The organism is Dactylosporangium sp. CA-092794 (assembly GCF_050948465.1).
Taxonomy (GTDB): domain Bacteria; phylum Actinomycetota; class Actinomycetes; order Mycobacteriales; family Micromonosporaceae; genus Dactylosporangium.
In genome coordinates, this window is the sequence record NZ_CP192044.1 from 4,246,683 (window position 1) to 4,266,663 (window position 19,981).

Consider the following 19,981-nt stretch of genomic DNA (forward strand, 5'->3'; position numbering starts at 1 on the left):
CGTCGCCGCGAACTCCCGCGCCGCCGCAAGCAGTCGCGTCCGATTCAGCATGGTAAATGACGAAATATGCCAGCAAAGCGTGATTCCTCCTGAGCCGTGACGGACGGGCGGGTGGAGGAGGAGGGCGCGCGGTTCGCAGCCCCGCGCCCCGGGCCTCGGATTCGACCGGGCTCAGCGCCGCGCGCCAGCCAGGTGGCCGGCGAGGTGGTCGATCACCTCGCGCGCGTCGTCGGCGATGCCGTGGATGAACGTCGACTTGCGCCGCCGCAGCACGGGCAGCCCCAGCGCGTACAGCCCCGGGCTGGCCACCACGCCGCCGTCGTGGTCGAGCCGCCCCTTCGCGTCGAGCACCGGCACGTCGAGCCAGCTGTAGTCGGGCCGGAACCCGGTCGCCCACACGATCGTGCGGATCTCCCCGCCGCGCAGATCAAGCTGCAGCCGCGCCGTCGCCGGCACCCGGGTCGGCGCGAGCCGCTCGGCCGGCCCACCCCCGTCGGCCGCAAAGGCCGCGGAGGCGACAGAGGGCGCGGAGGCGACAGAGGGCGCGGAGGCGACGGAGGGCGCCGAGGTGGTCGAGGCCCAGGTGTCGAACGAGTCCAGCAGGCGGCCCAGCTTGAGGTCGGCCAGCGCGAACACGTTGCGCAGGCCGCCCGAGAACAGGGCGCGGCCGTCGCGCACCGCGGCCCAGCGGCCCACCAGGGCCACGCCCAGGTCGGTGAGCGCGTTGAGGTCCAGGGTGGCGCGGTGCGGGGTGCCGGCGAGCTGCGGCGAGGGCAGTCGCCGGGCCCGGGTCAGGTCGTCGATCTCGTCGTAGCGCTGGTCCCACACGCCCGCGGCGTCCATCCACCACAGCACGTCGCGGCCGCGGTACGTGCGGGGCATCCGGACGTGCTCGCCGACGGACAGGGTCACCGGGCGGCCCGAGCGCTGCAGCTCGGCGGCGAGTTGCACGCCCGTTGCCGAGGCGCCCACGACCAGGACGCCGCCGTCGGGGAGCTTCTCCGGGCCGCGGTAGTCGAACGGCGTGAGTTGCTCGACGGACGCCGGCACCGCGTCGTGGAACGGGGGCACCACCGGGCGGTTGCAGGCGCCGCTGGCGATGACGACCGTGCGGCAGGCGAGCTCGCCGGTGCTGGTCGTGACGCGGTAGCCGGCGTCGGTGCGGCGCAGCGATGTTACCTCGGTGCCCGTCCGGACGGGGGTGCGGGTGGTGGTGGCGTAGCGCTCGAGGAACTCGATCAGCTCGGCCATCGCCAGGTACCCGTCCGGGTCGGGGCCGTCGTAGGGCTGGCCGGGCAGGCGGCACAGCCAGTTGGGGGTCAGCAGCCGCAGGGAGTCCCACCGCTCGCGGCGCCACGAGTTGGCGACCTCGCCGCGCTCCAGCACGACGTGGTCGATCGAGCGGGCGGTCAGCTCATGGCTGGCGGCCAGGCCGGCGTGACCGGCGCCGATGACGACCGTGGTGACACGCTCGATGGCTCGGCCCCCCAAAAAAATCAGGCCCCCAACAAAACTCAGGCCGCGAAAACCCAGGGCCCCCAGAAACTCAGGCCGCGAAGACTCAGGCCCCCAACAAAACTCAGGCCCCGGAAAACTCAGGCCCAAATGCTCAGGCCGTCAAATCCAAGAAAGTCAGGCCCAAATGCACAGGGGAAGCACAGGTCTCGCGGTCCCGCTCCGGTCTCTTCGCAACGCTAGCATGCGCCAAAAAACGCGTAGCGTAGTGTGACCGGGTGGCGACGGTCAGGCGACTTCGACCGTCACGTCGGTCGGGTTGGTCAGGGCGTCGAAGACGGCGGAGCGCTTCTGTGACTGGGCGACCAGCGCCTCGATGTCCTCCTTGGACGCGTCGGCGTCGATGTGGAAGGTCACCTTGATGTTGTTGAAGCCGTTGCGCACGTCGCTGTCGACGCCGAGGATGCCGCGGATGTCGTGCTCGCCCTCGACGACCGACTCGACGGAGCGCAGCTGGATGCCGCGGTTCTGCGCGACCGAGGCCACGCCCGCGGTCAGGCAGCCGGCGAGGCCGACCAGCAGGAACTCGATCGGCGTGATGCCGTTGTCCTCGGCGGCGAAGACCTCGGGGTGGTCGGCGTCGAACACCGACTCCGACTTGTGGCTCTGCTCCTGGCCGAGGCCGAAGAACTGCTGGACGCGGGTGGTGCTGTGCACGCCGTTCGTCCATTTGGACGACGCCCGCCAGGTGAACTGCGCCGCCTCCGGCGCGTCCTTGAGCGCCGTCCGCGCGTCGAGCAGGGCCTGCACGTTGACGCCGTTCTCAACCGTGGTCATGTGACGCTCCCTTCGATCTATCCCATAATCCCGATCGGGATGGTTGACAGTACATCGGCCGAACGGTTCCGGCTATGATCGCGGGCATGGGACCAGCCTCGACGCGTGCAAACGCCGGTTCCGTCGGTCTCGTCGAGACACAGTACGCCGATCTCCCCCACCCGGTGCCGCTTGACTGCGGACAAAGCCTGCATCCGGTTCGCGTGGCCTACGAGACCTATGGCACGCTTTCGCCCGATCGGGACAACGTCATCCTGGTGTGCCACGCGCTCAGCGGCGACGCCCACGCGGCCGGCCGGTCGGCCGCGCCGGGGGAGAGCACCCGCGACGGGTTCGGGGCCGAGGACCGCGACGGCACGGCCGGCCGGGGTCTCGGATGGTGGGACGGCATGATCGGGCCGGGCAAGGCGTTCGACACCGACCGGTTCTACGTCGTGTCGACCAACCTGCTCGGCGGCTGCCGCGGCACCACCGGGCCGGCGTCGATCGACCCGGCGACCGGGCGGGCCTACGGCTCCGGCTTCCCGGTCATCACCGTCGCCGACATGGTGCGCACCGAGAAGGCGCTGCTCGACCTGCTCGGCATCGAGCGGCTCGCGGCGGTGGCCGGCGGGTCGCTGGGCGGCATGCAGGCCCTCGAATGGGCGATTCTCTACCCCGACCGGGTCGACGCGGTCGTGGCGATCGCCAGCACGCACGCGCTGCACCCGCAGGGCGTCGCCTGGAATGCGATCGCCCGCGAGTCCATCATGCGCGACCCGGACTGGCAGGGCGGGCACTACCACGGGACCGGCCGGGCGCCCGAGGCCGGCATGGGCGTGGCCCGGATGGTCGGCCACATCACCTACCTGTCCGGGGTGGCGCTCGACGACAAGTTCGGCCGGCGCCTGCAGTCCGCCGACGACGTGCGCTACACGATCACCGAGGCCGAGTTCGAGGTCGAGAGCTACCTGCGCCACCAGGCCGACTCGTTCGTGCGGCGCTTCGACGCCAACACCTACCTCTACATGTCGCGCGCGCTGACCTACTTCGATCTCGCCCGGCAGCACGGCGGCGGCTCGCTCGCCGCGGCGCTCGCCGGTGCGAAGGCCCGCACGCTGCTCATCGCGTTCAGCTCCGACTGGCTGTATCCGCCGGTCGCCTCCGGCGAGATCCACGACGCGCTGCGCGGCCTGGGCAAGCCGGTGGAGTACCACGTCATCGACGCGCCCTACGGCCACGACTGCTTCCTGCTGGAAGAGGCGCGCCAGACGCCCATCATCCGTCGATTCCTGGGGGAGGACGAGTCGTGACCGAGCAGGCCCGCGACTTCGGGTTCGAGACCCGGCAGCTGCACGCCGGGCAGCGCCCCGACCCCAACACGGGCGCCCGGGCGGTGCCCATCTTCCAGACCACGAGCTACGTCTTCGAGGACCCGGAGTCCGCGGCGGCGTATTTCAACCTGCAGGAGTACGGCAACACGTACTCCCGCATCATGAACCCGACGGTCGCGGTCTTCGAGGAGCGGGTCGCCAACCTGGAGGGCGGCGCCGGCGCGGTGGCGTTCGCCAGCGGGATCGCCGCCCAGGCGGCCGCGCTGTTCACGCTGCTGCAGCCGGGCGATCACGTGGTCTCGTCCCAGGCGTTGTACGGCGGCACGGTCAACCAGCTCAAGCACCTGCTGCGCAAGATGAACGTGGAGCTGACCTGGGTCGACCCCGACGACCCGGACGCGTGGCGCAAGGCCGTGCGGGACAACACCAAGGCGTTCTTCGGCGAGACGATCGGCAACCCGTCGGGCAACGTGCTCGACATCGCCACGGTGGCGGGCATCGCGCACGAGCACGGGCTGCCGCTGGTCGTCGACAACACGTTCGCCACGCCGTATCTGTGCCGGCCGATCGAGTGGGGCGCCGACATCGTCATCCACTCGGCGACGAAGTTCATCGGCGGCCACGGCACGAGCATCGGCGGCGTGGTCGTCGAGGCGGGCACGTTCGACTGGTCCAACGGGCGCTTCCCGGTGGTCGCCGACCCGTCGCCGGCCTACCACGGCCTGCAGTTCCACGAGACGTTCGGCACGTATGGGTACCTCATGAAGCTGCGCGCCGAGACGCTGCGCGACCTCGGCGCGGCGCTCTCGCCGTTCAACGCCTTCCTGTTCCTGCAGGGCCTGGAGACGCTGTCGCTGCGCATGGAGCGCCACGTCACCAACGCCCTCGCGGTCGCGGAGTTCCTGCAGTCGCACGAGCTCGCGGAGAACGTGACGTATCCGGGCCTGCCGGGCAGCACCTACCGGCCGCTGGTGGAGAAGTACCTGCCGCGCGGGGCGGGCGCGGTGTTCTCGTTCGACTGCGCCGGCGGCCGTGAGGGCGGGCAGGACCTCATCCGCGGCGTGACGCTGTGGTCCCACCTGGCCAACGTCGGCGACGCGAAGAGCCTGATCATCCACCCGGCCAGCACCACGCACCGCCAGCTCAGCGACGAGGAGCTGCGGGCGGCCGGCGTCGCGCCGGGCACGGTGCGGCTGTCGGTCGGCACGGAGTCCGTCGACGACCTGCTGTGGGACCTCGACCAAGGCTTCGCCAACGTAGCCAAGCAGCTGGGAGTGACGGCATGACGGATCTCGCCCGGTATCAGGATCCGCTGACGATCCAGCGGGTGCTGCACGGCGCCGGCACCATCGCGATCGTCGGCCTGTCCAACAACGAGCTGCGGGCCAGCTACTTCGTCGGGTACTACCTCAAGCGCCACGGCTACCGGGTGATCCCGGTCAACCCGCGGGTGAGCGAGATCCTCGGCGAGACCAGCTACCCGAGCCTCACGGACGTGCCGGTGCCGGTGGACATCGTCAACGTCTTCCGCGCCCCGGACGCGCTGCCCGGCATCGCCCGCGACACCGTGGCGATCGGCGCGAGCGCGCTGTGGTGCCAGTTCGGCGTGATCAACGAGGAGGGGGCGCGGATCGCCGAGGAGGGCGGCGTGACGGTCGTCATGGACCGCTGCCTGAAGGTCGAGCACGCGCGGTACGTCGGCCGCATGCACTGGCTGGGGTTCAACACCCAGCGCATCACCGCGGTCCGCGGCGGGCTGCAATAACGCTCCATCGCACAGCCCGCCGCGGACGACGCGATCACTTGGTGAAGCCGACGTCCACGTACTGCCGCTCGCTGCGCAGCCCGAACGAGCCGAAGTTGGCCAGGGTGGGCCGGACGGCGTTGATCTGCGGGGTCTGGAACAGCGGCACCGAGTGCCCGGCCTGCCACAGCAGCACGTCGGCCTGGTTGAGCAGGTCGACGGCCTTGGCCCGGTCGGTCTCCGCGCCGGCCTGATCGAGGAGCTTGTCGATCTCCGGCGTGCCGACCCGGCCGTAGTTCTGGTCGCCGTCGCTGCGGTACACCGGGAACAGCAGTGAGGGGTAGATGTTGTCGACCTGGCGGAACACGACCAGGTCGAAGGCGCCGATGTTGACGTATTTGGCGAAGAAGTCGTTGCCGGGCACCTTGCGCAGCTCCACCGCGATGCCGGCCTGGGCCAGCATGTTCTGGATCAGCTGCGCCTGGTCGGTGCTGCCGGTGGCGTTGACCACGTAGACGAGCTTGAGCTGCGCGCCGTCCTTGGTGCGGGTCTGCCCGTCCGCGGCGGCGACCCAGCCGGCCTGGTCGAGCAGCTGCTTGGCGTGGGTGAGGTCGAACCGGCCGGCGTCGCCGCTGTTGTCGCGGTACCCGTCCTGGCTGGGCATGAAGAAGTGGCTGCCGAGCGTGTTGACCTTGAACGGCAGGCCGGCGGACTGGGCCGTGGCCAGCGCGGTGCGGTCGATGGCGCTCTGGATCGCCTGGCGCACCCGCACGTCGGCGAGGGGGCCGTTGCGGCCGATGGTCAGCTGCGTCTCGTCCCAGCGCCCGCCGGTGCGGATGACGGTGTTGGCCGACCCGGCGAGGCGGCGGTAGGCGTCGGGCTGCCGGCCGGGTGCCTGGTCGATCTCGCCGTTGAGGTACGCCTCGGTGATGGCCGTGGAGTCCAGCGCGCGGAACACGATCGAGTCCAGCAGCGGCCTGGTGCCCCAGTACTGCTCGTTCGGCACGACGGTGATCGTCTGGGTGGTCTTGTCGAGGTTGCCGATCTTCCACGGGCCGCCCCATACCGGGATCTTCTCGATCCAGCCGGTGTTGAACTCCTCCGGCGTGTCGAGGGCCTCGCCGGGCAGCAGTGGCGTGAACAGCGACTGCCAGTCCGCGTAGGGCGTCTTGAACGTCACCTTCGCGGTCCGGTCGTCGGCGCCGCGCTCGACGGCGGTGATGACGTCGTAGCCGGTCGTGGTGGAGACCTGGAACCGTTCGTCGGTGCCGTTGAGGGTCTTCCACTGGGTGGCGAAGTCCTGCCAGGTGATGGGCGTGCCGTCCGACCAGGTGGCCTTTGGATTGATGTGGTACGTCGCGATCTGGCCGGCCCCGGCCTTGGCGACGTCGGCGGAGACGAGCACGTCGGGGTTCGCCGACGGCACGCCGTTGTCGTCGAGGAACCACAGCACCGGCTGGGTGAGCCCCAGGATCGCCTGCCCGTCGCCCTGCGTGCCGTCGACCTGGCCGATGTTGTACTGGGTGATCCACTGCTGGATCGACAGCTTCAGCGTGCCGCCCTTGCGCAGGCTGTCTCTTGGCTGCGGGTTGATGTCGCTGCTGCCCGTCTTCGGTGCCGCGCTGTGCTGCGCGGACGCGCCGCCGTCCGCGCCGCCGCACGCCGTCAGGCCGGCGCCGGCCAGCAGCAGCGCGGCCACGGCCAGCCCCGTGGAGTTCCTCATCGAACCCGCCTCTCGCCCTAGTTCATACCTTGTAGGCTTTATAGGTATACATCCTCTGTTACGTACATCGATATGATGAACGTTAATTTGGAGGTGTAGTGGTAGGGTTCCTTGCCAAGCGGCTGGCGTACTACGTCGTGCTGCTGCTCTCGGCCGCGTTCCTGTCCTACATGCTGGCGGCCACCGCGCTGTCGCCACGGGCGTATTTCCAGGCCCGGCTGCCCCCGCCGCCGGCCGCGCAGGTCGACCGGCAGCTGCGCGCCATCGGCCTCGACGACCGGCAGCCGGTCGTCGAGCGCTTCGCCGGCTGGGCCGGCCGCGCCGCCCGCGGCGACCTGGGCGTGAGCATCACCGGCACCTCCGTCAACGCCGAGCTCGGCCGGCGGATCGGGGTCAGCCTGCGGCTGCTCGTGCTCGGCACCACGCTGGGCATCGGCGCCGGGGTCTCGGCCGGCGCGTGGAGCGCGGTCCGGCAGTACCACCTCTCCGACCGCGCGTTCACCCTGGTCGCCTTCCTGCTGCTGTCCACGCCGACGTTCCTCATCGCCGTCCTGCTCAAGATCGGCGCGATCGCGGTGAACCAGGCCAGCGGCCGGCAGCTCATCGCGTTCACCGGCGAGTCGACGCTGGGCCTCACCGGCTCCGGCCCGGCCGTGTTCGCCGACCGGGCGGTGCACCTGCTGCTGCCGACGCTGTCCATCGGGCTCGTCGCGCTCGCCACCTACAGCCGCTACCAGCGCAGCGCCATGCTCGACGTGCTCGGCGCCGACTACCTGCGCACCGCCGAGGCCAAGGGGCTCTCCCGCGGCCGGGTGCTGGTCAAGCACGGCCTGCGCACCGCGCTCATCCCGATGTCGACGTTCTTCTCGTTCGGCTTCCTCGGCGTGCTCACCGGCGCCACGTTCACCGAGAAGGTGTTCGGCTGGCACGGCATGGGGGAGTGGTTCATCGACTCGGTGAACAACAACGACGTCAACGCGGTCGTCGCGGTCAACCTGTTCGCCGCGGTCACCGTCCTGTTCGCCGGGCTGCTCGCCGACGTGCTGCACGCCCTGCTCGACCCGCGGGTCCGGCTCGGCGGCCGCCGTGGCTGACACCCTCGCCGCCGAGGTTGCCGACGAGGCCGGGCAGGCGCCGCCGACCAGGCTGCGGGTCGTCGCCGGCCGGTTCCGCCGCGACCGGGCGGCGCTGGCCGGGGCCGCCATCGTCGCGCTGCTGTTCGTGCTCGCCTTCGCCGGGCCGCACCTGACGCACTGGTCGTACCGCGACATCGACTACACCGCCCTGCGCGCCGCGCCGTCCGCGGCCCACTGGTGGGGGACCAACGGCATCGGCCAGGACGTGTTCGCGCAGGACCTCCACGGGCTGCAGAAGTCGCTGCTCATCGGCCTGGCCGTGGCCGTCGTCGCGACCGCCCTGGCCGCCCTCGTCGGCGCCGTCGCCGGATACGCCGGCGGCTGGACCGACCGCGCCCTCGTCCTCGTCGTCGACCTGCTGCTGGTCTTCCCGTCGTTCCTCGTCGTCGCCGTCGTGTCGCCCCGGCTGCGCACCAGCGGCTGGGTCGGCCTCGCCGGGCTGCTCGCGGTCTTCGGCTGGATGATCTCGGCCCGGATCGTCCGGTCGCTCACCATCTCCCTCAAGGAGCTGCAGTTCGTCCGGGCGGCCCGGTTCATGGGCGTCTCCGGGCCGCGCATCATCGCCCGGCACGTGCTGCCGAGCACCACGTCGTTCCTCGTCATCGACGCCACCCTGGCCGTCGGCTCCGCCGTCATGACCGAGGCGTCGCTGTCGTACTTCGGCTTCGGCGTCCAGCCGCCGGACGTCTCCCTCGGCACGCTCATCGCCGACGGCACCTCGTCGGCCGTCACCGACCCGTGGATGTTCTTCTTCCCGGCCGGGCTGCTGATCGTCTTCGTCCTCGCGGTGAACCTCGTCGGCGACGGCCTGCGCGACGCCGTCGACCCCCGCTCCCGCCCGTCCCGCACGCCCCGGCCGCGGCCGGCCGCGCCGCCTCCGTCCACTTCGGACACCGGCACCGGGGACGGGGTGGTGCTCGCCGTGCGGGATCTGCGGGTGAGCTTCGGCGACGGGCCGCCCGCCGTCGACGGCATCGACCTCACCGTCCGGCGCGGCGAGGTGCTCGGCATCGTCGGCGAGTCCGGCTCCGGCAAGTCCGTCACCGTGCTCGCCGCCATGGGCCTGCTGCCCGCCGGCGCCGCCGTCTCCGGCAGCGTCGCGCTCGCCGGCGCCGAGGTCGTCGGCGCCGCGCCGCGCACCCTGCGGCGGCTGCGCGGCAACGTCGCCGCCGTCGTCTTCCAGGACTCGCTGTCGGCGCTCAGCCCGGTGTACCGCATCGGCGACCAGCTCGCCGAGGCCGTCCTCGCCCACCGGGACGTGCCCCGGGCCGAGGCCCGCCGCCGCGCCGTCGACCTGCTGCGCCTGGTCGGCATCCCCTCGCCGCAGTTGCGCGCCCGCGCGTTCCCCGACGAGCTCTCCGGCGGCATGCGGCAGCGGGTGATGATCGCCATGGCGATGGCCAACGACCCCGACCTCATCCTGGCCGACGAGCCGACCACCGCCCTCGACGTGACCGTGCAGTCGCAGATTTTGCGGGTACTCCGGGACGTGCGCGAGGCCACCGGCGCCGCCCTGGTGCTGGTGAGCCACGACCTCGGCGTGGTCGCCGGCATCGCCGACACGGTCGCCGTCATGCGCGCCGGCCGGATCGTCGAGCACGCGCCGGTGGAGCAGGTGTACGCCCGGCCCGCGGACCCCTACACCCGCGAGCTGCTCGCCGCGCAGCCCCGCCTCGACGCCGCGTTCACCCCGCGCCGCCCGCCCGCCGGCCCGCCGGTGCTGCGGGTCACCGGCCTGCGCCGCACCTTCGGCGTGCACCGCGGCCGGGTCTTCCCCCGCCGGGTCGGCACCGTCCACGCCGTCGACGGCGTCGACCTCACCGTCCACCCGGGACAGACACACGCGCTCGTCGGCGAGTCCGGCAGCGGCAAGACCACCACCCTGCTGGAGATCCTCGGCCTGCAGCCGCCCGAGGGCGGCACGATCGAGCTGTTCGGCCGGACCGTGGACCGGACGCTCACCGCCGCGGACCGCTCCGCGCTGCGCGCCCGCATGCAGCTGGTGTTCCAGGACCCGTTCGCGAGCCTCGACCCGCGCCTGCCGGTCGGCGACGCGATCGCCGAGCCGATGCTCGCCCAGCGCTACGACCCCGCCCGGGTCCGCGCCCGGGTGACCCGGGTGCTGCGCCTCGTCGGCCTGGAGCCGTCCCTGGCCCGCCGCTTCCCGCACGAGTTCTCCGGCGGCCAGCGCCAGCGCATCGCCATCGCCCGGGCCATCAGCGTCGAGCCGGACCTGCTCGTCCTCGACGAGCCGGTCTCCTCCCTCGACGTGACCGTCCAGGCCGGCGTGCTGGACCTGCTCGCCCGGCTGCAGGCGGAGCTCGGCCTGGCGTACCTCTTCGTCACCCACGACCTGGCCGTCGTCGCCCGGATCGCGGACGTGGTCAGTGTCATGTACCTCGGCCGCACCGTCGAGACCGGCCCGGTCGCCGGCGTGCTGGGCCGCCCCCTGCACCCCTACACCCGGGCCCTGCTGTCCGCCGTCCCGGTCCCCGACCCCGCCGCCGAGCGCACCCGCGAGCGCATCCTGCTGCCCGGCGACCCGCCCGCCGCCGACGTGCGGCCCACCGGCTGCCGGTTCCGGCCGCGCTGCCCGCTGTACCCCACCCTCGACCAGGCCGGGCAGGCACCCTGCGAGACCACCGATCCCCCGATGACCGGCGCCGCCCACCGCGCCGCCTGTCACCACACCGGTGGAGTGTGACGGGCGCCTCCGGGGAACGTCACAGGTCCTGTCCGGATCGGGACTGTCGGCCCTGGCCGGGTGGGACGTGCGGCCCTGCATCGCCCATCCGGGCAGATGGTCCGCTGAGCCCGTCGCCGCCGATGGTGCGGCGGGTCTGGAGGGTTCGCGTTCATGGCGGAAGTTGCGGTGCCCACGGCGGTCGACGCCGGCGACGGGGCCGCGGTCGAGGGCACGCTGAGCGCCGACCGTCAGGGGCCGTGGCAGCGGCTCGTGCTGGCGGTGTTCATCGCGGTGCCGTCGCTCGCGGTGCCGGCCGCCGTCTGGGTGGCCTGGGGGCGGGGGATCGGCTGGCGGGACGTGGCGATCGCGGCCGTGTTCTACGTGGTGACCGGCTACGGGGTCACCGCCGGCTTCCACCGGTACTTCACCCACGGCTCCTTCCGGGCCGGCCGCGGCCTGCGCGTCGCGCTCGCCGTCGCCGGCAGCATGGCGCTGGAAGGGCCGGTGGTCCGGTGGGTCGCCGATCACCGCATGCACCACCAGTTCTCCGACCGCGACGGCGACCCGCACTCGCCGTGGCGCTACGGCACGTCGGCCTGGGCGATCGCCCGCGGGCTGGTGTGGTCGCACGTCGGCTGGCTGTTCGCGCCCGTGCAGGCGCCGCTGCGCCGCTACGTGCCCGACCTGCTCGCCGACCGCGACATCGTGCGGGTGTCGCGCACCTTCCCGCTGTGGGTGGCCGTCTCGCTGCTGCTGCCCGCCGCCCTCGGCGGCCTGATCGGCATGTCCTGGCAGGCGGCGCTGACCGCGTTCTTCTGGGGCTCGCTGGTGCGCATCGGCCTGCTGCACCACGTCACCTGGTCGGTCAACTCGATCTGCCACGTCTTCGGCAAGCAGCAGTTCGCCTCCCGGGACCGCTCCACCAACGTGTGGTGGCTCGCCCTGCCGTCGTTCGGGGAGTCGTGGCACAACCTGCACCACGCCGAGCCGACCAGCGCCCGGCACGGGGTCCTGCGCTTCCAGCTCGACCCCAGCGCCCGGCTGATCCGCATCTGGGAGCGGCTGGGCTGGGTGTGGGACGTGCGCTGGCCCGACCCGGCCCGGATCGCGGCGAGGCGGCTGCCCTGATGCGGATCACCGGGACCGGCCACGCCGGCATGCTCATCGAGACCGCGGCCGGCAGCATCCTGTGCGACCCGTGGGTCAACCCGGCGTTCTTCGCCTCCTGGTTCCCGTTCCCGGACAACTCCGGGCTGGACTGGGAGCGGCTGGGCCGCTGCGACTACCTCTACGTCTCGCACCTGCACCGCGACCACTTCGACGCGGAGAACCTGCGCCGGCACGTGTCCAAGCGGGCGACCGTGCTGCTGCCCGAGTACCCGACCCGCGAGCTCGAGGACGAGCTGCGCGAGCTGGGCTTCACCGCGTTCCTGCGCACCCGCAGCAACGAGCCGGTCGCCCTCGACGGCGGGCTCACCGTGATGATCCAGGCGCTGGTGTCGCCGACCGACGGGCCGATCGGCGACTCGTCGCTGTGGGTGGAGCACGGCGGGGTACGCCTGCTCAACCAGAACGACGCCCGCCCGCGGGACCTGTCCGTGTTCGCGGCACTGGGCCACGTGCACGCGCACATGCTGCAGTTCTCCGGCGCCATCTGGTATCCGATGGTGTACGAGCTGCCCGAGGCCGCCAAGCGGGCGTTCGGCGTGCAGAAGCGGGAGCGGCAGTTCGACCGCAGCCTGCGCTACATCGACGAGCTGGCCGCCGACCGGGTCTTCCCGATCGCCGGGCCGCCGTGCTTCCTCGACGACGAGCTGTGGCCGAACAACGACCTCGGCACCGAGCCGGGCAACATCTTCCCCGACCAGCAGGTCTTCGCCGACCACTACGAGAAGCTCGGCCGGGACAACGCGGTCATCCTGCTGCCCGGCACCACGGCCACGGTCACCCCCGGCGGCTGCGACGTCGTGCAGCCCGTCGCCGACGTCCGCGCGTTCTTCGACGGCAAGGAGGCCTACCTGCGCGACTACCAGCGGCGGCAGCGGCCGGCCATCGAGGCGGCCAAGGCGTCCTGGCGGCACCCGGAGATCGACGTCCTCGCCGAGCTCCAGCGGCGGGTCCACCCGCTGCTCGCGCAGAGCGAACGGCTGGCCGACGGCATCGGGGGGCCGGTGCGCCTCGAGCTCACCGACGACGACGGCCGGGTCACCGACCGCATCCTGTTCGACTTCCCGGCCCGCGAGGTCCGCGCGGCCGGCGAGGAGAAGGTGCGTTACCGGTTCCGCACCGGCCGGCGCCTGGTCGAGCACCTGCTGTACACCGGCGAACCGGACTGGGTGAACAGCCTCTTCCTGTCCTGCCGCTTCACCGCGGCCCGCATCGGGCAGTACAACGAGTACCTCTACACGTTCTTCAAGTGCCTCAGCGCCGAGCGGCTGCAGTACGCCGAGGGCTGGTACGCCGAGCAGGACACCGACGACGAGGACATCGAGGTCGGCGACTGGCTCGTGCAGCGGCACTGCCCCCACCTGAAGGCCAACCTGGCCCGCTTCGCCCGCCTCGACGACGCCGTCCTGACCTGCCAGATGCACGGCTGGCGGTTCGACCTGCCCACCGGCCGCTGCCTCACCACCGCCGGATACCAGATCCGGGCCGGCCGCGCCCACCACCCCGCCGGAGAGACCTCATGACCGCCCTGACGCCCAAGCCGATCGCCGTCCGCTCCGCCCCGGTGCAGCGGGCGCCCCGCGGATCGGCGCTGGCCCGGCTGCTGCGCACCACCGACGCCAAGCAGATCGGGCTGATGTACCTCGTCACCTCGTTCGCGTTCTTCGCCGTCGGCGGGATCATGGCGCTGCTCATGCGGGCCGAACTGGCCCACCCGGGCCTGCAGTTCCTCTCCCTGGAGCAGTACAACCAGCTGTTCACCATGCACGGCACGATCATGCTGCTGTTCTTCGCCACACCGGTGGTGTTCGCCTTCGCCAACTACATCGTGCCGCTGCAGATCGGCGCGCCCGACGTGTCGTTCCCGCGGCTCAACGCGTTCTCGTACTGGCTGTTCCTGTTCGGCGGGTCGCTGACCATGATCGGGTTCATCACCCCGGGCGGCGCGGCGGACTTCGGCTGGTTCGCCTACTCGCCGCTGACCAGCGCCGCGAACTCGCCCGGCGTCGGGGCCAACCTGTGGATCGTCGGCGTCGCCGTCTCCGGCCTGGGCACCATCCTCGGCTCGGTCAACATGGTCACCACCATCATCACGCTGCGCGCGCCCGGCATGACGCTGTTCCGGATGCCGATCTTCACCTGGAACATCCTGGTCACCGCGCTGCTGGTGCTGCTGATCTTCCCGTTCCTGGCCGCCTCCGGCCTCGCGCTGCTCGCCGACCGGATGCTCGGCGCGCACGTGTTCGACCCGGCCACCGGCGGGCCGGTGCTGTGGCAGCACCTGTTCTGGTTCTTCGGCCATCCCGAGGTGTACGTCATCGCCCTGCCGTTCTTCGGGATCGTCTCCGAGGTCGTGCCCGTGTTCAGCCGCAAGCCGCTGTTCGGCTACAAGGGCATGGTCATCGCCACGCTCGCCATCGCCGGGCTGTCGCTGAGCGTGTGGGCGCACCACATGTACGCCACCGGCCAGGTCCTGCTGCCGTTCTTCTCGCTGCTGACGTTCCTCATCGCGGTGCCGACCGGGATCAAGTTCTTCAACTGGATCGGGACCATGTGGCGCGGCCAGCTCACGTTCGAGACCCCGATGCTGTTCTCGATCGGCTTCCTGACCACGTTCCTCTTCGGCGGGCTGTCCGGGGTGCTGCTGGCCAGCCCCCCGATCGACTACCACGTGTCGGACACCTACTTCGTGGTGGCCCATTTCCACTACACGCTCTTCGGTACGATCGTGTTCGCGGTCTTCGCCGGCGTCTACTTCTGGTTCCCGAAGATGACCGGCCGCCTGCTCGACGAGCGCCTCGGCAAGGTGCACTTCTGGCTCACCCTGATCGGCTTCCACGCCACCTTCCTGGGCATGCACTGGCTGGGCAACGAGGGCATGCCGCGCCGCTACGGCGACTACCTCGCCACCGACGGCTTCACCACCCTCAACGCGATCTCCACCGTCGGCGCCCTCATCCTCGGCGTCTCCACCCTGCCGTTCCTCTACAACGTGTGGATCTCCTACCGGGCCGGCCGGGTGGTGGAGGTCGACGACCCGTGGGGCCACGGCAACTCGCTGGAGTGGGCCACCTCGTGCCCGCCGCCGCTGCGCAACTTCGACCGCATGCCCCGGATCCGCTCCGAGCGCCCCGCCTTCGACGCCCGCCACGGCTCCGAGCGCGATTCCGGCGGCTTGACCGCGGTGGGCGGCCCCGCAACGGCGCAACAGCACGAATGAACGCCTAGGCGCGGACGTATGTCTCCGCGATCATGGCGCGCGCGGTGGCCGCACACCGGTTTGCCATGATCCCGGAGACTTGCGGTACACGGGGGTACATCACCACTCCACGATCATGAAAAACCGTTGGTGTCGGCGGCGGCCACAGCATGATCGCGGAGACTTCCCGTCGCTACGCTGCGCTCCACAGCGGCCGGCGCCGGCGGACGCGGCCGGCGGGGTCCGGCGCAGCCCTCGCCGCGCCGGGTTGACCCGGGTTCATCAGAGCTCCTCGCGGACCATGTCGATCGCGCCGACCGGGCACTCGGCGGCGCAGATGCCGCAGCCCTTGCAGTAGTCGAGGTCGATCTCGTAGCGGTTGCCCGGGCCCAGCTTGATCACCGCGTTGTCCGGGCACATGCCGAAGCAGTTGTCGCACTCGAAGCAGTTGCCGCAGGACAGGCAGCGGCGCGCCTCGAACAGCGCGGTGGCGCCGTCCAGGCCGCCGACCACCTCGTCGAAGGTGGAGGCGCGCCGGGCCAGGTCCAGCCGGGGCCGCACGGTGGCCGGGGCGTCGCTGTAGTACCAGGTGTTCAGCCGCTCGAAGCCGGCCAGGCCGGGGCGCGGCGCGGCCTCGGCCGCCGCGCCGCGCAGCCAGGCGTCGATCTCCCGGGCGGCGCGCTTGCCGTGGCCGACCGCGTCGGTCACCGTGCGCTCCGACGGCACCATGTCGCCGCCGGCGAAGACGCCCGGGTAGCCGGTCATGCGGTGCGCGTCGACCTGCACCGCGCCGTCGACGACGGCGATGCCGGGCGAGCCGTCCACGATGGACCGGTCGACCTCCTGGCCCAGCGCCAGCACGACCGAGTCGGCGGCCAGCTCCTCCACCTCGCCGGTCGGCTGCGGGAAGCCGCGCTCGTCCAGGCGCATCCGCTCCACCGTGATCCGCCCCGAGTCGGCGTAGGCGATCGTCGACAGCCAGCGCAGCCGCACGCCCTCGGCGATGGCGTCGTCGACCTCCTCGGCGTTGGCCGGCATCTGCGCGCGGGTGCGCCGGTAGACGATGACCGGGTCGGTGGCGCCGAGCCGGCGGGCGCTGCGGGCCACGTCGACGGCGGTGTTGCCGCCGCCGTAGATGACCACCCGCCGGCCCAGCCGCGGCGGCTCGCCCTCGGCGATGCCGTGCAGGACCGACAGCGCGTCGAGGACCCGGGCCGACTCGCCGGCCGGCACGTAGGCGCGCTTGGCCAGCTGGGCGCCGATGGCCAGGAAGACGGCCTCGAAGTCGGCGAGCGCGGCGACCGGGTCGTCGACGCGCCGCCCGAGCTCGATCGTCACGCCGAGGCCGGCGATCCGGGCGATCTCGGCGTCGAGCACGTCGCGGGGCAGCCGGTAGGCCGGGATGCCGTAGCGCATCATGCCGCCGGCCTCGTGGCCCGCGTCGCGGACGGTCACCGCGTGGCCGAGCAGCGCCAGATGGTACGCCGCGGCCAGCCCGCACGGGCCGGCCCCGACGACCAGCACCCGGTGCCCGGTCGGCGGCGCTGGCGTCGGCGGGCGCCAGCCCTGCTTGAGCGCCTCGTCGCCGAGGAACCGCTCGACGGCGTTGATGCCGACCGCCTCGTCGAGCTTGCCGCGGTTGCAGGCGGTCTGGCACGGGTGGTAGCAGACCCGGCCCATGACCGCCGGGAACGGGTTGTCCAGCATGATCTGCCGCCAGGCCTGCTCGTAGCCGCCGTCCTCGCCGTCGTAGAGCCAGCGCTGGACGTTCTCGCCGGCCGGGCAGGCGTCGTTGCACGGCGGCATGCGGTCGGCGTACACCGGCCGCTTGGTGCGCCACGCGCCGGTCTTGTTGGCCAGGCTCGAGCCGACCCCCAGCGTGATGGCGAACGGTTTCTCACTCATCGGAGGCTCCCGGGAGCAGGCCGAACCGCGCGATGTTGCGGTCGGCAATGGCCTGGATGCGGTCGAGCACGTCGCGGTGCGGCTCGGGGCGGAACAGGTGCGCGTAGCGTTTCTGCGGCCGGAGGTACTCCTCGACCGGGACCCGGTGGCGGATCGGCGTGGCGGCGGTGATGGTGCCGTGCTCGGCCTCCCACACCGGGAACAGCCCGGACTCGGTGGCCAGCCGCGCGATGCGGATCGTCGCCGAGGACTCGCTGCCCCAGCCCAGCGGGCAGGGCACCAGCACGTGCAGGTAGCGGGCGCCGCGCACCCGCATGGCCCGGTCCACCTTGTACTCCAGGTCGCGCAGGTCCGCGACGGTGGCGGTGGCGACGTAGGGGATGTCGTGGGCCAGCGCGATCAGCGGCGCGTTCTTGCCCTGGCCGAAGGCGTTGCCCGGCTCGGGGCCGACGGCGTCGGTGGTCGCGGTGCGGGCGGCCGGCGGGGTGGCGCCGGAGCGCTGCACGCCGGTGTTCATGTAGGCCTCGTTGTCGTAGCAGACGAACAACACGTCGTCGTTGCGCTCGAACATGCCCGACAGGCAGGCGAAGCCGATGTCGACGGTACCGCCGTCACCGCCCTGCCCGATCACCCGGATGTCGGTGCGGCCCTGCGCCCGCAGCGCCGCCGCGACCCCGGCCGCCACCGCCGGGGCGTTGCCGAACAGCGAGTGCAGCCACGGCACCCGCCACGACGACTCCGGAAACGGGGTGGAGAAGACCTCGAGACAGCCGGTGGCGTTGACGGCGACGAGCTTGCCGCCGGTGGCGCGCATCGCCGCGTCGAGCACGAACCGGGCGCCGAGCGCCTCGCCGCAGCCCTGACACGCGCGGTGGCCGGAGGTGATGGCGTTGCTGCGGGCCGCGTCGGACTGCACGGACCGGTCGTCGGCGGCCAGCAGCCGGTTGCCGACGACGAAACTGCCGGTCTGGTAGAACTTCACGCGTTGCGCCGGCATGGTGTACCCCTCTCAGCGCTCGGCGGTGGCGAGCAGGTCGGTGTCGAGGTCGAGGAACGTCAGCGGGTCGAGCAGGTCGCCGGCCGCGTCGGTGAGCATCGCCGCCAGCGACGCCTTGGTGACCGGCCGCCCGCCGAGACCCGCGATGACGGTGTACCGGGCGACGTCGACGCCGGCGAGCGCGGTGGCGACGTCGGCCGACACCACCCCGCCGACGCCGACCGCGAGGGCCCGGTCGAGCACGACCACCCGCCGGGCGCCGGCCAGCGCGGCGCGGACCGCGGCGAACGGGAACGGGCGGAACGTGGTGATGCCCAGCACGCCCACCGAGCGCCCGGCGGCGCGCAGGTCGTCCACGGTGTCCTTCAGCGTGCCCAGGACCGACCCGAGCGCGACGACGACGGTGTTGGCGTCGGCGTGGTACGGCGTGACGAGCTCGGCGCCGGGCCGGCCGAACACGCGGGTGAACTCCGCGCCCAGCTGCGGGATCCGCTCCAGCGCGCGCAGGTGCGTGCGGTGGGCGAGGTAGCGCACCTCGGTGTAGGCCTCCGGCCCGACCATCGCGCCGATGGTGACCGGGTCGGCCGGGTCCAGCGCCTGCCGCGGCACGAATGGCGGCAGGTACGCCCGCACCTGCTCGCGGGTGGGCAGGTCGACCGGCTCGAACGCGTGGGTGAGCACGAAGCCGTCCATGCACACCATGACCGGCAGCGACAGCTCCTCGGCCAGCCGGAACGCCTGGACGTGCAGGTCGGCCGCCTCCTGGTTGGATTCGGCGTAGAGCTGCAGCCAGCCGGAGTCGCGCTGGCTCATCGCGTCGCTGTGGTCGTTCCAGATGTTGATCGGCGCCCCGATCGCCCGGTTGGCGACCGTCATCACGATCGGCAGCCCCAGCCCGGCCGCGTTGAACAGCGCCTCCGTCATGTACAGCAGCCCCTGGCTGGCGGTCGCGGTGTAGACCCGCGCGCCCACCGCCGAGGCGCCGATCGCCACCGACATCGCGGCGAACTCCGACTCCACGTTGACGAATTCGCAGCCGGGCAGCGCGCCCGACTTCACCAGCACGCTGAGCGCCTCGACGATGTGGGTCTGCGGCGAGATCGGGTAGGCGCAGATCACCTGGGGCCGGCAGGCGGCGACGGTCTCGGCGACGCCGCGGGATCCCTCGAGCTGGACGGTCATCGCAGCGCTCCACTGGGTCGGTCGGCCTGGACCAGGTCGAAGGCGGCGCGGGCCGCGGCGACGTTGCCGTCGGCCAGCCGGTCGGCGAACCGGGCCCGGATCGCGTCGACGACCGCGTCGATCGGCACCAGCCCGGTCAGCGCGGCGAACCCGCCGAGCAGCGCGACGTTCGGCACCGGCCGGCCGAGGTGGGTCAGGGCGAGCTCGGTCGCCGGTACCACCGCGAAATGCCCCGGCGGCAGGCCCGGATCCGCGACCGGCGCGGCGGCGTTGAGCAGGACGTAGCCGGCCGGCTCGAGGCCGGCGAACACGTCGATCTGGTGCAGCAGCGTGGGGTCCTGCACGATCAGCCCGTCCGGGCGCAGCACCGGCTCGCGCAGCCGGATCGGCCGGTCGTCGACCCGGCAGAACGCGACCACCGGCGCGCCGGTGCGCTCCGAGCCGAAACTGGGGAACGCCTGGGCATACCGGCCGCCGGCGTGCGCGGCGACCGAGAGCAGTTCGGCGGCGGTGACCACGCCCTGACCGCCGCGCCCGTGGATCCGTACCGAGAACATGCGTCCATCGGACCGCGCCGGTCGCGCCCGGCCCAGTGCCCGCGGACCCCGGCCCGGCGGGACCAAAGGCCCGCCGGCGC

Annotated in this window: 15 protein-coding genes and 1 pseudogene; 9 read left to right on the forward strand and 7 right to left on the reverse strand. The window is 72.2% G+C overall.

Going from position 1 to position 19,981, the window contains the following annotated elements; genetic code table 11:
- Positions 1-171: 171 nt before the first annotated feature.
- A complete protein-coding gene (locus ACQPXD_RS18315; protein ID WP_432839978.1) occupies positions 172-1,491 on the reverse strand; it encodes an NAD(P)-binding domain-containing protein in 1,320 nt (439 codons plus the stop codon).
- A 252-nt stretch (positions 1,492-1,743) separates the two neighbouring features.
- Complete coding sequence (locus ACQPXD_RS18320; RefSeq protein ID WP_432839980.1) at positions 1,744-2,292, reverse strand: OsmC family protein; 549 nt, start codon at positions 2,290-2,292, stop codon at positions 1,744-1,746.
- Between the two features lie 86 nt (positions 2,293-2,378).
- Here ACQPXD_RS18320 and metX point away from each other — a divergent pair, with 86 nt between their 5' ends.
- From metX to ACQPXD_RS18335, 3 genes are read left to right on the forward strand one after another with little or no spacing between them, the layout of a single operon-like run.
- A complete protein-coding gene (metX, locus tag ACQPXD_RS18325; protein WP_432839982.1) occupies positions 2,379-3,584 on the forward strand; it encodes a homoserine O-acetyltransferase MetX in 1,206 nt (401 codons plus the stop codon).
- A complete protein-coding gene (locus ACQPXD_RS18330; RefSeq protein ID WP_432839984.1) occupies positions 3,581-4,891 on the forward strand; it encodes an O-acetylhomoserine aminocarboxypropyltransferase/cysteine synthase family protein in 1,311 nt (436 codons plus the stop codon). The genes metX and ACQPXD_RS18330 overlap by 4 nt, the downstream gene beginning before the upstream one ends.
- Positions 4,888-5,370 (forward strand): CoA-binding protein, encoded by a 483-nt coding sequence (locus ACQPXD_RS18335; RefSeq protein WP_432839986.1) that lies wholly within the window; start codon positions 4,888-4,890, stop codon positions 5,368-5,370. The genes ACQPXD_RS18330 and ACQPXD_RS18335 overlap by 4 nt, the downstream gene beginning before the upstream one ends.
- Before the next feature lie 34 nt (positions 5,371-5,404).
- Here ACQPXD_RS18335 and ACQPXD_RS18340 read toward each other — a convergent pair whose 3' ends face one another.
- Positions 5,405-7,072 carry an ABC transporter family substrate-binding protein gene (locus ACQPXD_RS18340; RefSeq protein ID WP_432839988.1) on the reverse strand — a complete coding sequence of 556 codons (1,668 nt, stop codon included), beginning with the start codon at positions 7,070-7,072 and terminating at the stop codon, positions 5,405-5,407.
- 98 nt (positions 7,073-7,170) lie between these two features.
- Between ACQPXD_RS18340 and ACQPXD_RS18345 the strand changes: the two genes are divergently transcribed.
- The 6 genes and pseudogenes from ACQPXD_RS18345 to ctaD all read left to right on the forward strand — a co-directional run bounded on the left by ACQPXD_RS18345 (position 7,171) and on the right by ctaD (position 15,281).
- Complete coding sequence (locus ACQPXD_RS18345; RefSeq protein ID WP_432839990.1) at positions 7,171-8,166, forward strand: ABC transporter permease; 996 nt, start codon at positions 7,171-7,173, stop codon at positions 8,164-8,166.
- A pseudogene (locus ACQPXD_RS18350) lies at positions 8,159-9,886 on the forward strand (dipeptide/oligopeptide/nickel ABC transporter permease/ATP-binding protein); the annotation flags it as partial. The gene ACQPXD_RS18345 and the pseudogene ACQPXD_RS18350, both read left to right, overlap by 8 nt.
- Positions 9,887-9,925: 39 nt before the next feature.
- Positions 9,926-10,912 carry an ABC transporter ATP-binding protein gene (locus ACQPXD_RS18355; protein WP_432843892.1) on the forward strand — a complete coding sequence of 329 codons (987 nt, stop codon included), beginning with the start codon at positions 9,926-9,928 and terminating at the stop codon, positions 10,910-10,912.
- A gap of 153 nt (positions 10,913-11,065) precedes the next feature.
- Positions 11,066-12,022, forward strand: coding sequence for an acyl-CoA desaturase (locus tag ACQPXD_RS18360; protein ID WP_432839992.1), 957 nt, complete (start codon positions 11,066-11,068; stop codon positions 12,020-12,022).
- Positions 12,022-13,584, forward strand: coding sequence for a Rieske 2Fe-2S domain-containing protein (locus tag ACQPXD_RS18365; RefSeq protein ID WP_432839994.1), 1,563 nt, complete (start codon positions 12,022-12,024; stop codon positions 13,582-13,584). The genes ACQPXD_RS18360 and ACQPXD_RS18365 overlap by 1 nt, the downstream gene beginning before the upstream one ends.
- A complete protein-coding gene (ctaD, locus tag ACQPXD_RS18370; RefSeq protein WP_432839996.1) occupies positions 13,581-15,281 on the forward strand; it encodes an aa3-type cytochrome oxidase subunit I in 1,701 nt (566 codons plus the stop codon). Before ACQPXD_RS18365 ends, ctaD begins: the two co-directional genes overlap by 4 nt.
- Positions 15,282-15,542: 261 nt before the next feature.
- Here the strand turns inward: ctaD and ACQPXD_RS18375 are convergent, their stop codons facing one another.
- The 4 genes from ACQPXD_RS18375 to ACQPXD_RS18390 are packed head-to-tail and all read right to left on the reverse strand — an operon-like array spanning position 15,543 to position 19,901.
- On the reverse strand, positions 15,543-17,165 hold the full coding sequence (locus tag ACQPXD_RS18375; RefSeq protein ID WP_432839998.1) for an NAD(P)-binding protein: 1,623 nt from the start codon (positions 17,163-17,165) through the stop codon (positions 15,543-15,545).
- On the reverse strand, positions 17,158-18,162 hold the full coding sequence (locus ACQPXD_RS18380; protein ID WP_432840000.1) for a thiamine pyrophosphate-dependent enzyme: 1,005 nt from the start codon (positions 18,160-18,162) through the stop codon (positions 17,158-17,160). Before ACQPXD_RS18380 ends, ACQPXD_RS18375 begins: the two co-directional genes overlap by 8 nt.
- Before the next feature lie 12 nt (positions 18,163-18,174).
- A complete protein-coding gene (locus ACQPXD_RS18385; RefSeq protein ID WP_432840002.1) occupies positions 18,175-19,344 on the reverse strand; it encodes a transketolase C-terminal domain-containing protein in 1,170 nt (389 codons plus the stop codon).
- Positions 19,341-19,901, reverse strand: coding sequence for a 2-oxoacid:acceptor oxidoreductase family protein (locus ACQPXD_RS18390; protein ID WP_432840004.1), 561 nt, complete (start codon positions 19,899-19,901; stop codon positions 19,341-19,343). Before ACQPXD_RS18390 ends, ACQPXD_RS18385 begins: the two co-directional genes overlap by 4 nt.
- Positions 19,902-19,981: the final 80 nt, after the last annotated feature.